This is a genomic window from Enterobacter cloacae complex sp. SHL012 (assembly GCF_049237505.1).
GTDB classification, from domain to species: Bacteria; Pseudomonadota; Gammaproteobacteria; order Enterobacterales; family Enterobacteriaceae; genus Enterobacter; species Enterobacter kobei.
Genome location: NZ_JBMKIZ010000001.1, coordinates 969,627 through 982,531, shown reverse-complemented (window position 1 = coordinate 982,531; position 12,905 = coordinate 969,627). Strand labels below are relative to the sequence as shown.

At 53.2% G+C, this 12,905-nt stretch carries 14 protein-coding genes and 3 tRNA genes; 8 read left to right on the top strand and 9 right to left on the bottom strand.

Annotation, left to right across the window (positions count from 1 at the left end; genetic code table 11):
* The first annotated feature begins 25 nt into the window (after positions 1-25).
* The 4 genes from pgsA to ACOTY9_RS04700 all read left to right on the top strand — a co-directional run bounded on the left by pgsA (position 26) and on the right by ACOTY9_RS04700 (position 1,020).
* The gene (pgsA, locus tag ACOTY9_RS04715; protein WP_008500348.1) at positions 26-574 is read left to right on the top strand and encodes a CDP-diacylglycerol--glycerol-3-phosphate 3-phosphatidyltransferase; all 549 of its coding nucleotides are present in this window, start codon (positions 26-28) and stop codon (positions 572-574) included.
* A 152-nt stretch (positions 575-726) separates the two neighbouring features.
* Positions 727-802: transfer RNA gene (locus ACOTY9_RS04710), tRNA-Gly, on the top strand.
* Between the two features lie 46 nt (positions 803-848).
* Positions 849-922: transfer RNA gene (locus ACOTY9_RS04705), tRNA-Cys, on the top strand.
* Positions 923-933: 11 nt separating this feature from the next.
* Positions 934-1,020, top strand: a tRNA-Leu gene (locus ACOTY9_RS04700).
* A gap of 800 nt (positions 1,021-1,820) precedes the next feature.
* On the opposite strand, the gene ACOTY9_RS04695 is transcribed toward ACOTY9_RS04700, so the two are convergent.
* The 5 genes from ACOTY9_RS04695 to ACOTY9_RS04675 all read right to left on the bottom strand — a co-directional run bounded on the left by ACOTY9_RS04695 (position 1,821) and on the right by ACOTY9_RS04675 (position 6,827).
* Complete coding sequence (locus ACOTY9_RS04695; RefSeq protein ID WP_045135357.1) at positions 1,821-2,537, bottom strand: ABC transporter ATP-binding protein; 717 nt, start codon at positions 2,535-2,537, stop codon at positions 1,821-1,823.
* Positions 2,534-3,409 (bottom strand): ATP-binding cassette domain-containing protein, encoded by an 876-nt coding sequence (locus ACOTY9_RS04690; protein ID WP_014884373.1) that lies wholly within the window; start codon positions 3,407-3,409, stop codon positions 2,534-2,536. The genes ACOTY9_RS04695 and ACOTY9_RS04690 overlap by 4 nt, the downstream gene beginning before the upstream one ends.
* Positions 3,406-4,680, bottom strand: coding sequence for a high-affinity branched-chain amino acid ABC transporter permease LivM (gene livM, locus ACOTY9_RS04685; protein ID WP_045135359.1), 1,275 nt, complete (start codon positions 4,678-4,680; stop codon positions 3,406-3,408). Before livM ends, ACOTY9_RS04690 begins: the two co-directional genes overlap by 4 nt.
* Positions 4,681-4,691: 11 nt before the next feature.
* Complete coding sequence (locus tag ACOTY9_RS04680) at positions 4,692-5,606, bottom strand: ABC transporter permease subunit (protein WP_014884371.1); 915 nt, start codon at positions 5,604-5,606, stop codon at positions 4,692-4,694.
* Between the two features lie 99 nt (positions 5,607-5,705).
* Positions 5,706-6,827: a branched-chain amino acid ABC transporter substrate-binding protein gene (locus ACOTY9_RS04675; RefSeq protein WP_348565410.1), complete on the bottom strand. Its 1,122-nt coding sequence runs from the start codon at positions 6,825-6,827 to the stop codon at positions 5,706-5,708.
* A 413-nt stretch (positions 6,828-7,240) separates the two neighbouring features.
* Here ACOTY9_RS04675 and ACOTY9_RS04670 point away from each other — a divergent pair, with 413 nt between their 5' ends.
* Entirely contained in the window at positions 7,241-7,909 is a 669-nt protein-coding gene (locus ACOTY9_RS04670) for a YecA family protein (RefSeq protein ID WP_014884369.1), read from the top strand.
* Positions 7,910-7,941: 32 nt separating this feature from the next.
* Here the strand turns inward: ACOTY9_RS04670 and tyrP are convergent, their stop codons facing one another.
* Positions 7,942-9,153 carry a tyrosine transporter TyrP gene (tyrP, locus tag ACOTY9_RS04665; protein WP_421637310.1) on the bottom strand — a complete coding sequence of 404 codons (1,212 nt, stop codon included), beginning with the start codon at positions 9,151-9,153 and terminating at the stop codon, positions 7,942-7,944.
* A 231-nt stretch (positions 9,154-9,384) separates the two neighbouring features.
* Between tyrP and ACOTY9_RS04660 the strand changes: the two genes are divergently transcribed.
* A complete protein-coding gene (locus tag ACOTY9_RS04660) occupies positions 9,385-9,726 on the top strand; it encodes a hypothetical protein (RefSeq protein WP_421637309.1) in 342 nt (113 codons plus the stop codon).
* A gap of 36 nt (positions 9,727-9,762) precedes the next feature.
* On the opposite strand, the gene ftnA is transcribed toward ACOTY9_RS04660, so the two are convergent.
* Both ftnA and yecR read right to left on the bottom strand, forming a co-directional pair.
* Positions 9,763-10,260 (bottom strand): non-heme ferritin, encoded by a 498-nt coding sequence (gene ftnA, locus ACOTY9_RS04655; RefSeq protein ID WP_014884366.1) that lies wholly within the window; start codon positions 10,258-10,260, stop codon positions 9,763-9,765.
* A gap of 197 nt (positions 10,261-10,457) precedes the next feature.
* Positions 10,458-10,796 (bottom strand): YecR family lipoprotein, encoded by a 339-nt coding sequence (gene yecR, locus ACOTY9_RS04650; protein WP_014884365.1) that lies wholly within the window; start codon positions 10,794-10,796, stop codon positions 10,458-10,460.
* A gap of 237 nt (positions 10,797-11,033) precedes the next feature.
* Here yecR and azuC point away from each other — a divergent pair, with 237 nt between their 5' ends.
* On the top strand, positions 11,034-11,117 hold the full coding sequence (gene azuC, locus ACOTY9_RS04645) for a stress response protein AzuC (protein WP_014884364.1): 84 nt from the start codon (positions 11,034-11,036) through the stop codon (positions 11,115-11,117).
* A 109-nt stretch (positions 11,118-11,226) separates the two neighbouring features.
* A complete protein-coding gene (locus ACOTY9_RS04640) occupies positions 11,227-11,478 on the top strand; it encodes a DUF2766 family protein (protein ID WP_014884363.1) in 252 nt (83 codons plus the stop codon).
* 42 nt (positions 11,479-11,520) lie between these two features.
* Here the strand turns inward: ACOTY9_RS04640 and ACOTY9_RS04635 are convergent, their stop codons facing one another.
* Positions 11,521-12,864, bottom strand: a complete 1,344-nt coding sequence (locus tag ACOTY9_RS04635; protein WP_047626984.1) for an anaerobic C4-dicarboxylate transporter — start codon at positions 12,862-12,864, stop codon at positions 11,521-11,523.
* Positions 12,865-12,905: the final 41 nt, after the last annotated feature.

Below are 12,905 nucleotides of genomic sequence, written 5' to 3'. Positions count from 1 at the left end.
CTGACAACAAATAGTTACCGTCACTATGCAATATAATATCCCTACGTTGCTCACTCTCTTTCGTGTTGTACTCATTCCGTTCTTTGTGCTGGCGTTTTATCTGCCGGTTGTGTGGGCACCTTTTGCCTGCGCATTGATCTTCCTTATCGCAGCGGTAACGGACTGGTTTGATGGCTATCTGGCGCGTCGCTGGAATCAAAGCACTCGCTTCGGCGCGTTTCTCGATCCGGTAGCGGATAAGGTCATGGTTGCTATCGCGATGGTGCTGGTGGCTGAACACTATCATACCTGGTGGGTGACGCTGCCTGCGGCAACCATGATCGGCCGTGAAATCATCATTTCTGCGCTGCGTGAGTGGATGGCGGAGTTGGGTAAACGCAGCAGCGTGGCGGTCTCCTGGATCGGGAAAGTGAAAACGACCGCACAGATGGCGGCGCTGGTCTGGATGCTCTGGCGTCCAAACGCCTGGGTTGAGTGGGCGGGAATTGGTCTGCTGTGGGTGGCGGCAGTGCTGACGCTGTGGTCAATGCTGCAATATTTGAACGCTGCGCGCGGGGATTTGCTTGATCAGTGATCGTTTCGCCGTAATTTTCAGCAAACGATCCAGGGAAGCAAAAAATAACGTTGACTCATAACGTCATATCAGTAGAATGCAACGCATCGAACGGCGGCACAGCAAGCCGGACGATAATGAAATCAAGTGTTTAGAAGTTGACTTGATGACATGCGGGAATAGCTCAGTTGGTAGAGCACGACCTTGCCAAGGTCGGGGTCGCGAGTTCGAGTCTCGTTTCCCGCTCCAGATTAAAGACATGCGCAGTAGCGGGTGTCAGTTAGAAAAGTTTTACGGCGCGTTAGCAAAGCGGTTATGTAGCGGATTGCAAATCCGTCTAGTCCGGTTCGACTCCGGAACGCGCCTCCACTTTCTTCCCTGGCCGGATGGTGGAATCGGTAGACACAAGGGATTTAAAATCCCTCGGCGTTCGCGCTGTGTGGGTTCAAGTCCCACTCCGGCTACCATGGGAAACAAAGAATAATCAAAGCAATAAGCAGTGTCGTGAAACCACCGAAAGGTGGTTTTTTTGTGTTTGAAATCTATATATGTGATTTTATACCGCACAAGAAAAAGTCCTCCTGGCTTGGCTGGAAGACTTTTCACCCTAGCTTTTTTGAGTATTTCTGCATCATTTTTGAGTCTGACCTTAAACCGATTTCGCCGATAGTTTTCGATGTACTATCGCTGCTATCCATATCAATGCAGTGGTAAACATCATCGAAACGGTAAACAGAATCAGCGTGTAGTAATCAAGAAAATTTTCCTCCAAAACATATCTATGTTTTTCAACATACCAATCGTAAATTTTTAAATCCGGCAATAAGAAACACAGCAATGAATAAGATATAAAAAGAGTAGCGAGTTCTGCGAACCAAACAAACACCAGTGAAAGAGGTTTCATCAATATACCTGTATCGTCCCGAACGCCTTCAGTTGGGCGGTGATCATAACTGGCGGGGATTTAACTAGCGCCCTCCAGAGGATCTACATATTGAAGTATTTAACCTCCTGCCCAGCGTCGTTAATCCTCTACCGCTTAAATTCCGCTGATTGTAACGTCTGCCCTTGCACCGCCGTCATCTTTAAGCCATAGGTATGCGGGAATAGCCATTCTGAACGCTCCATTTCAGTGAGTTTGACGTGATTGTCAAAGACTAATAAATCAACAAACTCAGACCTTCACAAGGCATTGCGTGCTATAGCCTTTATAAATAACTCATTGTTATTCATATATAATAATTTTAATAAATCACCTTGTATCAGATCACACCCCACCCAAATACGCCTTCCTCACCTCCTGATTGCCCAGCAGCTCCTCGCCGCTGCCGCTCAGGCGGATCTGCCCGTTAACCATCACATACCCTCGATCGGAAAGCTTCAGCGCGTGGTGCGCATTCTGCTCCACCAGGAAGATCGTCATCCCGTTGCGGGCCAGCTCGCGCAGCGTCTGGAAAATCTGTTTCACCACAATCGGGGCTAAGCCCAGGCTGGGCTCATCCAGCAACAGCAGCGTCGGACGGCTCATCAGCGCCCGGGCGATAGCCAGCATTTGCTGTTCTCCGCCGGACAGGGTCATCGCGCGCTGTTTACGCCGTTCTTTCAGGCGAGGGAACAGATCGAACATCGTTTGCATATCTTCGGCCGCAAACTGGTTGCCAATCGGGATGGTCCCCATCAGCAGGTTCTCTTCGACGGTCATATCCGGAAAGATACGTCTGCCTTCAGGTGCCTGCGCAATGCCGCCGGAGGCGACGTAATGGGTGGATTTATGGCTGATGTCTTCGCCGCGATAAAGGATCTGTCCGTTGCGGATACGCGGCTGGCCAAAGATGGACATCAGTAATGTCGATTTACCCGCGCCGTTTGCGCCAATCAGCGCCACGGTTTCTCCTGTATTCACCTCAAGGGAGACCTGTTTCAGCGCCTGAATCACGCCGTAAAATACATCCACCTCGCGGAAGGCCAGCAGCGGTTCGCTCATAGGGTGACCTCGCTTTCATCCGTGCCCAGATAGGCGGCAATGACCTTTTCATCATGCTGGATCTGCGCGGGTTTCCCCCTGGCAATCACGTCACCGTGGTCGAGCACGATAATATCGTCCGAAATCTCCATCACCATCCCCATGTCATGCTCAATCAGTAATACCGTGATGTCATGATGATCCCGCAGAAAACGGATAATGCTGCTCAGCTTATGCGTTTCAACCGGGTTTAGCCCGGCGGCAGGTTCGTCGAGACAGATCATCTCCGGTCCGGTACACATTGCCCGGGCGATCTCCAGGCGACGCTGCTGACCGTACGACATCTCTCCCGCCAGGCGATTGGCACAGTCCACCAGATCGACCACTTCCAGCCAGTAGAAAGCTCTGTCGAGGGCGTCGCTTTCCGCCCGACGGTAGGCCGGGGAATTAACGATCCCGGCGAGCAGATTACGGTTAACGCGCATATGCTGTGCGACCAGCAGATTTTCCACGACCGACATCTCGCGAAACAGACGGATGTTCTGGAAGGTGCGTGCCAGCCCGGCGCGGTTGACCAGGTGGGTTCCGCCAAACATTTTATAGAACAGACGCTGCCCGAACTGCGCGGGGTTAATCCAGTCACCCGGCTGAAATTTTTGCCCGAGTACCTGAATGACGTTGGTCGTCTTATTGCGGCTGGTAAATAAAATATTGCCGCCGGAGGCTCTGTAGAAGCCGGTCAGGCAGTTAAATACGGTGGTTTTTCCCGCCCCGTTTGGCCCAATCAGGGCAGTAATGGAACCGCGCTGCACGTCCAGGTTGACGTCGTTTAGCGCCTTAATCCCGCCGAAGTGCATCATCAGATGTTCAACGCGCAATATCGTTTCGTTCATGGCGCGACGCCCTTACGCACGGCAAATCCGCTGCGGTTAATGCGGATCAAACCGCGTGGACGCCAGATCATCATCACCACCATCAGCATGCCAAACAGCAGGACCCGGTACTCGGCAAAACTGCGCAGCAGTTCCGGCGTGACCGTCAGCACAAAGGCGGCCAGCACCACGCCAAGCGTAGACCCCATGCCGCCCAGTACCACAATGGCGAGGATCAGCGCGGATTCAAAGAAGGTAAACGATGTCGGGTTCACGAACCCCTGATAGGTGGCGAAGAATACCCCGGCGATGCCCGCAGTCGATGCGCCCAGCGTAAAGGCCGAAAGCTTGACCAGCACATGATTGAGCCCCATGGAGCGACAGGCAATTTCGTCTTCCCGCAGGGCTTCCCACGCCCGGCCGATCGGCATCCGCGTCAGGCGGTGCTTGATATAGAGCACCAGCATTACCACCAGAAACAGCACCGTATAGATAAAGATAAACTTCATGTTCGGGTTATAGGTGAGGTGGAAAAACTCGTGAAAAGGCACGCCGCCTTCTTTTGCGCGTCGTCCAAACTCAAGGCCGAAAAAGGTAGGAGGAGGGGCCGACACGCCATTAGGCCCACCGGTGAACGTCAGCCAGTTGTTCAGGATCAGGCGAATGATCTCCCCGAACCCGAGGGTGACAATGGCCAGATAGTCACCGTGCATGCGCAGTACCGGAAAACCGAGCAGGGCGCCCGCGGCAGCGGCCATAATGGCCGCCAGCGGCAGCATGCTCCAGAAGCCTAAGCCGAGATACTGATACCCCAGCGCCAGTCCGTACGCACCAATCGCATAGAAAGCGACATACCCCAGATCCAGCAAACCCGCCAGACCCACGACGATGTTCAGCCCCAGCCCAAGAAGCACGTAGATCAGCCCGAGAATGGCGACGGTCAGCACATATTTAGTGGCGACAAACGGGAAGCAAATGGCAACGGCAATCACCAGGGGAATAATCCAGCGCATGCGGCTTTTGTATTCCGGTGGCCGGACATAAACACCTGCGCTGTCGGCTTCAAAACGTGCCTGGAAACGTGCGCCTGGGGCGGTACCTAAAAAAGCGCTCAGCAGAAAACGACCCAGCATAACGATGCCGACTATCCATGCGAGTCGCTGTCCGGCGAAGTTAAAGCTGTATCCGTCCAGCACCACGCCGGCAATCGGGCCAAAAATGATTAACGCAATCAGGCCAGAAAAAATGGCGTCCAGAATACAGCGCTTAAGCGAAAAGCCGTGAGAGGTCATCGTATTCTCCTTCACACTTTGGCGACAATCGGGCGGCCAAGCAGACCCTGAGGGCGAAAAATCAGGATCAAGACCAGCAAGCCAAACGAGAACACATCTTTATAATCGGAGTTCACCATGCCGGAAAATTGCGCCTCGGCGACGCCCAGAATCAACCCACCGAGCATCGCGCCCGGCAGGGAGCCAATCCCGCCGAGCACCGCTGCGGTAAACGCCTTAATGCCAATCACAAACCCGACGTAGAAATCAAAGGTGCCGTAATTCATGGTGATGAGCACACCTGCCAGGCCCGCCATGGCCGCACCAATGACAAAGACCAGGGAGATAATCCGGTCGGTGTTGATCCCCAGAATGGAGGCCATTTTACGGTCCTGCTGTACCGCGCGGCACATCCGCCCCAGCCGGGTATGGTTGATTATCCAGGTCAGCACCAGCATGCCGGCAAACGAGGCGACCAGGATAAATACTTTGGTATAAGTTATTTGCACAAAACCTTCGCCCAGATGCAGACGAAGTACGCCGTCGAGCATGGTTGGCACCCCTTGCTGGCGCGGCCCTTGGCTCAGCTGCGCGTAGTTTTGCAGGATAAGCGACATCCCGATGGCAGAGATAAGAGGCGCCAGGCGCGTAGAGTTCCGCAACGGCTTATAAGCAATACGCTCGATGGTCCAGCCGTACACCCCCGTAACGACAATGGTGAATACCAGCGTTCCCAGTATCAGCAGGGGGAATGACTGCAGGCCGAAGAAAGAGAGTAGCGCCAGGCCAATGGCGCAGAGGTAAGCGGAAATCATATACACTTCGCCGTGGGCGAAATTGATCATCCCGATAATGCCATACACCATGGTGTAGCCGATGGCGATGAGGCCGTAGACGGAGCCCAGCGTTAAGCCATTGATTAACTGCTGCAGGAAGAATGTACTCATCTTAGCGCGCTCGTTTTATAGGCAGCACGTGGTGCGCAGCCTGATGTTTATTACGCGCCGGCAAGCAGGCCCGCCGACGTTGAGCGTGATTCCGTCCCGTTACTGCACTTCCTTATATTTTCCTTGGTCGTCCCACTGGTAAACCACGTAGTCGGAGACTTTCAGATCGCCCTTGCTGTCCCAGGCTTTTTTACCCATCACCGTGTCGACCGTATTCGCTTTCAGCCACTCGCTGGCTTTGGCGGAGTCCTTGCCGCCCGTGGCTTTAAACGCAGCAGCAATGGCCTGCACGGAAGCATAGGAGTAGAGGGTGTAACCTTCCGGTTCGAATTTAGCGGCGCGGAATTTCTCAATCACTGCTTTACCGTCCGGGATCAGGCGAGGATCTTTACCGAAAGTCATATAAATGCCGTTGGTATACTGTGGACCGCCCGCCGCCGTCACCATCTCTTCATTAACAATGCAGTCGCCGGAGAAGAATTTCGCCTGTACGCCCTGTTCACGCATCTGGCGAACGAGCGGACCGGCTTCCGGGTGACAGCCACCGAAGAACAGCACGTCCGGTTTTTGCGCGCCAATCTTCGTCACCAGCGCGTTAAAGTCTTTTTCACCGCGCGATAACCCCTCGTACATCACATCCTTGACCCCGCGTTTCGCCAGTGCCGCTTTGGTTGCGTCTGCCAGCCCCTGCCCATAGGTGTCTTTATCGTGAATGATCGCCACGCGTTTGGCTTTCAGCTTATCAATGATGAAGTCGCTGGCAACCTGGCCCTGCTGGTCATCGCGGCCGCACATGCGGAACATATCGCTCATACCGCGTTCGGTGATCAGCGGGTTCGTCGAGCCGGGGGTAATGGAAATGATCCCCGCATCGCTATACACCTCAGAGGCGGGCATGGTCGATGAGGAGCAGAAATGGCCGACAACGGCGTTGACTTTATCCTGGTCGACTAAGCGGTTGGCGACTGCCACGGCCTGTTTAGGCTCGCACGCATCGTCACCCTGAACCAGCTTGATTTTCTCACCGTTAATCCCGCCGGCAGCGTTAATATCTTCAGCGGCCTGCGTTGCGCCGTGCCAGTACTGATCGCCATAGGTGGCATTGGGTCCCGTAAACGGCCCGGCGACACCAATCACGATATCTGCCCGGGCGGAAAACGCCGTCACCAGACAACCAGCTAACACAAGAGATAGGGGAGTTCTGATTAATTTCAGCGACATTATTATGTTCCTTAGCAAAGAGGTTTTTGCACCACGGCGTAAACCTGAACGCCCAGGGCGCAGCCAATCCAAAACACGGGCAAGAACAAAATGCACTAAACGAACGGCATCCTGCATGATACGGCGAGGTTTCCATGCGCAGCGTCGCGCGAAGAACAGCAAGCAAAAACGTTGCCAGAATGGTTAACCCCTTGACGGGGTTATGACATCTTTGAGTATAGAGCGCCGCGTTCTGCCGCCCTGCGGCAGGAGAAGAAATTACAGCGGAGATCACATATCGTTAACATTAAAGCCCATAAGTTGTGCAAGGGTCACGATTTGCACACTTTTGCAGCAATAAAGACCTAAACTTCAGCCGGGAACGGCGTGAGAACTGTGTTAGGATCTTTTCCTTTTTATCAGGAGTGTCCGCGATGACGGAAGGTCCATTAAATGAAAGCGAAATGGCATGGCTGGAAGAGACTCTCATGTCTTACGGCCATGACGATGCGTCCGTGATTGACGTATCCGAACTGGACGGCATGCTTACCGCAGTGCTTTCCGGCCCTGTTGTCGTTGAGCCAGATACCTGGCTGGTGGCCGTGTGGGGCGGGGAGAAATACATTCCGCGCTGGAAAAACGATCGTGAAATGAATCGTTTTATCGATCTCTGCTTTAAGCATATGAACGACATTGCTGAGCGGCTGAGCGAATACCCGGACCAGTTTGAGCCGATGTTTGGATATAACGACGTCGACGGTGAGAGCTACACCGTGGTGGAAGAGTGGTGCTATGGCTATATGCGCGGCGTGGCGTTGACGGACTGGTCAGCCTTGCCGGAGTCTCTGAAGGCCGATCTCGAAGTGATTGCCCTGCACGGTACGGAAGAGAACAGCGAGAAGCTGGATGAACTGAGCGAAGAAGACTATATCGCCAGCATTGAGCGCATCCAGCCAGCGGCACTGCGTTTATATCAATACTGGGTAGATAACCCGCAGCAGCCTGAAGCAAAGAAGCCGATTGTGAACGGTACGAAGGTCGGGCGCAACGATCCGTGTCCTTGCGGCAGCGGGAAGAAGTTTAAGAGCTGCTGTTTGCATTGATAAAAAGGGGCTAAAGATAGCCCCTTTTTTATTTAACCCACTTCCGGCAACATGCCGGCGGCAATCAATACCTGCACCAGAATAATCACCACCCCACAGCTAAACACAATGCCTAGCAGCGGTTTTCCTCCCGCCACGCGGTACCCCTGCTGAGGATGCTGCTGGCGGCTCTTCCATGCCAGCAGGGAAGGGAGTAACAGCGCCAGGATCGACAGCGCCACCCCGGCGTAACCCAGCGCCATCACAAACCCGCGTGGGTAAAACAGCGCAAACGCGAGCGGCGGCAGGAAAGTAATTACCCCCGTCTGTAACCGTCCGCTAACCGTATTGCGACGCTGGAACAGGTCGGCCAGGTAATCAAACAGGCCGAGCGCCACGCCCAGGAACGAGGTCGCCAGCGCCAGGTCGGCAAACAGGTGGACCGCCAGCTCCACGTGAGGAGACGTGACGACCTCGCGCAGTGCCAGCAGAAAACCATTCAGGCCAGCGTGCTGCGCCATGAGTCCAATAAAGGTTGTAGAGTCAATGCTGCCCAGCGTCACCAGTTGCCAGAAAATATAGGCGATGAGCGGGATCGCGCTGCCGATAACAAACACGCGGCGCAGCTTGCGAATATCACCGTTCATATAGCTGACAATACTCGGTACGCTGCCGTGGAAGCCAAACGAGGTGAAAATCACCGGGATAGCGGAAAGTGCGAGCCCTTTTTCCAGCGGCAACGTCAGCAGATTAACCTTGTGCACATGCGGTGCCAGCAGGACCAGCATGACAATCAGAAACAGAATTTTGGCGCTGAAGAGAAAACGATTGAACAGATCGACCAGCGAGGTCCCCACGCAGACCACGCCGCCGCCGATGAGCGCAAAGAAGATTGCCCCCGTCGCCGGGGTAATGTCAGAGCCAAACCAGTCATTGACGCTGGAGGCAATGAGCTCCCCGGCCCCGCTAATATACGCGGCAGTCAGGGCGTACATCAGGAACATCATGCTAAAGCCGGTTATCCACTGACCGTAGCGTCCCAGGTAGCGCGCCGCCAGTGAACCCAGACCGGTGTCGGCGGGCACGTGCTGGTAAACCTCAAGCAACAACAGCGCGGTGTAACACATCAGCGCCCAGAGTGTGCCAAGAAGCAGCAGCGTCATCCCGAATCCCACACCTGCAGCAGCCAGGGGCATTGCCAGCATTCCTGCGCCAATCGTCGTTCCGGCGACGATAAAAATACTTCCCAGGGTTCTGTTTTTCACGCTTTCCTCTACAACGATGGTGAATCGCGACAATTTCTGCGGCGCAGAGTAAGGGAAAAGCCGTAATTCGTCAAATCACCGTTACAAGGTGTGTAATTAAATATTTACAGGTTAGGCGTACTGTGATCCTTAATGGGGCGATACCTACTTCATAAGAGCAATGTCACGGCGCAAATTTCAGGCGTAACGTAAACAACTCGTGCAAATAATAAAATAATGTGAGGGTTTTTTATGGCGGGGGAGAATCCATTTACGGCGGCATGGAGCCGGGGAGGCAATCTGTTGTGCCATGGACACTGGATAATGAGCTGGCAGAACCAGCCTCTGACGCTGCCTGAGTCCCGCCGCGAAAAGGATATGGGCACCTGGGCAATCTATTCGGTTATTGATCCTGAAGATGAAACCTTTGCACAAGGCTTACAGGAAGATGAGTGGATTATCGAAAACGTTGACTGGCTGACAGACCTGTTTTTCGAGGTGGGTATTCCGCTTGAGACGGCCAGCTACCGCTATTTTTATCAGGCCGTCAATCCCCATGACTGGCGCTGTACCAGCTGCGCAGAATGTATGTAAATTAACGCGGTGCAGGAAACCCGCACCGCGTTGAAATTAATTCTGTGTATCGAGAGTGGAAAGTTCTTTATCAATAAAGTAAAGACCTTCACCTGATTTACCCACCAGGGATAATTTATCCAGCACGGATTTAAACAGCTTCTCTTCTTCATGCTGTTCTGCCACATACCATTGCAGGAAATTAAAGGTTGGATAATCCTGGCTGGTCATTGCCGCATGAACCAGTTCGTTAATTTTCTGCGTGATCAGCTGTTCGTGCTCGTAGGTGGCGCGGAACAGTTCATCGAGAGAATTATACTCGGCAAAAGGCGAGGCCACGGTCTCAATGCGCGGCAGGCTGCCGGTGTCGGTCAGATAATCAAACAGGCGCTGCATGTGGGTCATCTCTTCCTGCGCATGGCGACGCAGAAACGCGGCCGCACCTTCAAAGCTGTGGTAGCTGCACCAGGCGCTCATCTGCTGGTAGAGAAGGGATGAAAAGAGCTCAAGGTTCATTTGCGCATTGAGCTTGTCGATCATTTCAGTTTTCAGCATGGTGACGCTCCGGGTTATTATTACTGGTTCACAATGAGCGACACTATAATTTGTTATTTAATTATTTGCAAAACGTAAAATAAATATTCATTACTTCAAAATACGAATGGGAATAAAACGCATTGTCGGTTTTATATTAATGCGAATTGTTTTTGTTCTTAGTTAAATAAAGTGCCAGCAAACGCTGGCAGCTTGGATTAATACCAGGGATTATTTGACTTAGGGTTAACGGCATAACCCATGCATTTATACTGAATGGTCACGCTTTCGTTAAGGCACAAAGAGCCGCTTATCAGCGTACAGGTTTTGACGGGTTGCCCGTAGGCAGACGCGGTGGCATACCCCATACCCTGGCAGGCTTTCACTGCGGTGCCGTTATTTACATATTCGTCAGACCAGGCATTTTGCAGCACGGCCTGACCGTAATCGAGGCGGACAATGCCGTTTGGTGCGTCGAGGCTACTGATTTCCGCCTGACGGTTAACGCTGCATCCCGCGAGCAGCAGGATCGTACCGGCTACGATGACTCTTTTCATGGTTCGCTCTGAGTGGATGGAGATACGTTATCGTACCCGCAGAGACGTAGCCCAATGCCAGGAATAGCCGGACGATCTGCCTTCTCTCTTTGATTTTGTTCGCGGTTTTGCTGGCTAACAGGTGTTGCAGTAAATTGAATTGTGATGTACATCACAAAAACATTGATTTTTGTGATGTTGGTCATATTATAGGCGCATTGACGATAAAGCTGTATGACAAGTTAATGGAGCATCACAATGAAACTGCGCAAAATCCTCAAAAGTATGTGGGCCAATTACTGCCGCACCTTTAAAGACGTGCCGCCGGGCGCCATGTTCTGATAAAAAAAAACCTGCTTCGGCGGGTTTTTTTGTCCCTGCTGGTGACGAAGGGGAGATGTCAGGGGCTGCGTTTTGATACTATGGCGGCCTTTAAATAAGGAGAAGCCCCATGTCACAAAACCTGAGCGCCGATCAGGAACTGGTCTCTGACGTTGTTGCCTGTCAGCTGGTTATTAAGCAAATCCTTGATGTTCTGGATGTTATTGCCCCAGTTGAAGTCCGCGAGAAGATGTCCACGCAGCTGAGAAACATTGATTTCACCAGCCATCCTGCCGCCGCTGACCCGGTGACGCTTCGTGCGATCCAGAAAGCCATCGCGCTGATTGAGCTGCGCTTCACCCCGCAGGGCGAGTCGCATTAATATCTGCAAACGGGCGACCGCGTAAGTCGCCCGTTGATGCCTTTAAAAGAAAGTCTGTACCAGCAGGTAGCTCGCCGCACACGCGCAGCTCACACCGATTAATCCGGGCAGAATGAAGCTGTGGTTAATGATGAATTTGCCGATGCGGGTGGTTCCTGAGCGATCGAAGCCGATGCAGGCTAAATCACTGGGATAGGTCGGCAGAACAAAATAGCCGTATGACGCCGGGAAAAAGGCGATCAGCATTTTTGGATCGATCCCCAGCATCAGCCCCATTGGCGCCACGGCCGTCAGGGCAGCCGCCTGGCTGTTCACCAGCTTCGACACCAGGAAAAGCACGATGGCATACGTCCACGGATGGCTTTTCACCACGCCTTCCAGCGCCAGTTTTAACTCGTCCAGATGCGCCTGGAAAAAGGTATCGCTCATCCACGCCACCCCGAACACCGAGAAAATCGCCACCATACCGGCCTTAAATACCGCGCCGTTAGAAATGGCTGAGGCATTGACCTTGCAGGCCATCAGCATCACGGCACCGGCAATGAGCATCATCATCTGAATGACCAGGTTCATCGACAGCGCCGTCATTTTGCCTTTCAGCTCGAAGGCGGGGCGCAGTTCGGGGAAGGCCCCGAGCAGGACAACCACGGCAATACCGGCAAAGAAAATCCAGGTCGACCAGTAAGCCTGCTTCGGAAAACATTGATTCATTAACGTCTCCGTACCGCCATAGATAAACTCACGCTGCTTTGGATCTTTTAGTTTTTCCTGAAACTCCCTGTCGTCAGACAAATCTTTCCCGCGGCGTAAACTCCACAGGGCAGCAATGGCGACACCAAAAAGTGAAGCGGGAACCGACACGGCGAGTATTTCCAGGATCCCCCACGCGTGACCGATCCCATGCTGGGCGGCCAGGATGGAGACCAGCGACACGACGGCGACGGAAACCGGTGATGCCGTGATTGCCATCTGCGATGCTACCGATGCCACGGCCATTGGGCGCTCGGGTCGGATCCCTTTTTTCAGGGCGATATCCGCAATGATGGGGAACATAGTGTAGACCACATGGCCGGTACCGCAGAGAAAGGTCAGCATCCAGGTGGTAAACGGGGCGAGAAGCGTGATGTGCTGCGGATGTTTGCGCAGGAGGCGTTCGGCAAATTGCATCATGACATTGAGCCCACCGGCAGTTTGCAGGGTGGCTGCACAACCAATCACGGCGAGAATGGTCAACATCACGTCAACCGGCGGCTTGCCGGGCTGGAGACCAAAGACAAAACACAAAATAAAAAGGCCAATCCCGCTGATTAACCCAAGCCCCATGCCGCCGAAACGTGTACCCGTCAGCAGGCAGAGGAGAATGACAATAAACTCAATGGTGATCATGCTGCTCCCTCGTCAATGATTATGTAATTAAATAAATCATT

What these genes read in the sequence shown, in the direction of transcription:
- pgsA (WP_008500348.1), top strand. Translation starts at nt 26, where the DNA reads ATGCAATATAATATCCCTACGTTGCTCACTCTCTTTCGTGTTGTACTC.
- ACOTY9_RS04695 (WP_045135357.1), bottom strand. Translation starts at nt 2,537, where the DNA reads ATGAGCGAACCGCTGCTGGCCTTCCGCGAGGTGGATGTATTTTACGGC.
- ACOTY9_RS04690 (WP_014884373.1), bottom strand. Translation starts at nt 3,409, where the DNA reads ATGAACGAAACGATATTGCGCGTTGAACATCTGATGATGCACTTCGGC.
- livM (WP_045135359.1), bottom strand. Translation starts at nt 4,680, where the DNA reads ATGACCTCTCACGGCTTTTCGCTTAAGCGCTGTATTCTGGACGCCATT.
- ACOTY9_RS04680 (WP_014884371.1), bottom strand. Translation starts at nt 5,606, where the DNA reads ATGAGTACATTCTTCCTGCAGCAGTTAATCAATGGCTTAACGCTGGGC.
- ACOTY9_RS04675 (WP_348565410.1), bottom strand. Translation starts at nt 6,827, where the DNA reads ATGTCGCTGAAATTAATCAGAACTCCCCTATCTCTTGTGTTAGCTGGT.
- ACOTY9_RS04670 (WP_014884369.1), top strand. Translation starts at nt 7,241, where the DNA reads ATGACGGAAGGTCCATTAAATGAAAGCGAAATGGCATGGCTGGAAGAG.
- ACOTY9_RS04660 (WP_421637309.1), top strand. Translation starts at nt 9,385, where the DNA reads ATGGCGGGGGAGAATCCATTTACGGCGGCATGGAGCCGGGGAGGCAAT.
- ftnA (WP_014884366.1), bottom strand. Translation starts at nt 10,260, where the DNA reads ATGCTGAAAACTGAAATGATCGACAAGCTCAATGCGCAAATGAACCTT.
- yecR (WP_014884365.1), bottom strand. Translation starts at nt 10,796, where the DNA reads ATGAAAAGAGTCATCGTAGCCGGTACGATCCTGCTGCTCGCGGGATGC.
- azuC (WP_014884364.1), top strand. Translation starts at nt 11,034, where the DNA reads ATGAAACTGCGCAAAATCCTCAAAAGTATGTGGGCCAATTACTGCCGC.
- ACOTY9_RS04640 (WP_014884363.1), top strand. Translation starts at nt 11,227, where the DNA reads ATGTCACAAAACCTGAGCGCCGATCAGGAACTGGTCTCTGACGTTGTT.
- ACOTY9_RS04635 (WP_047626984.1), bottom strand. Translation starts at nt 12,864, where the DNA reads ATGATCACCATTGAGTTTATTGTCATTCTCCTCTGCCTGCTGACGGGT.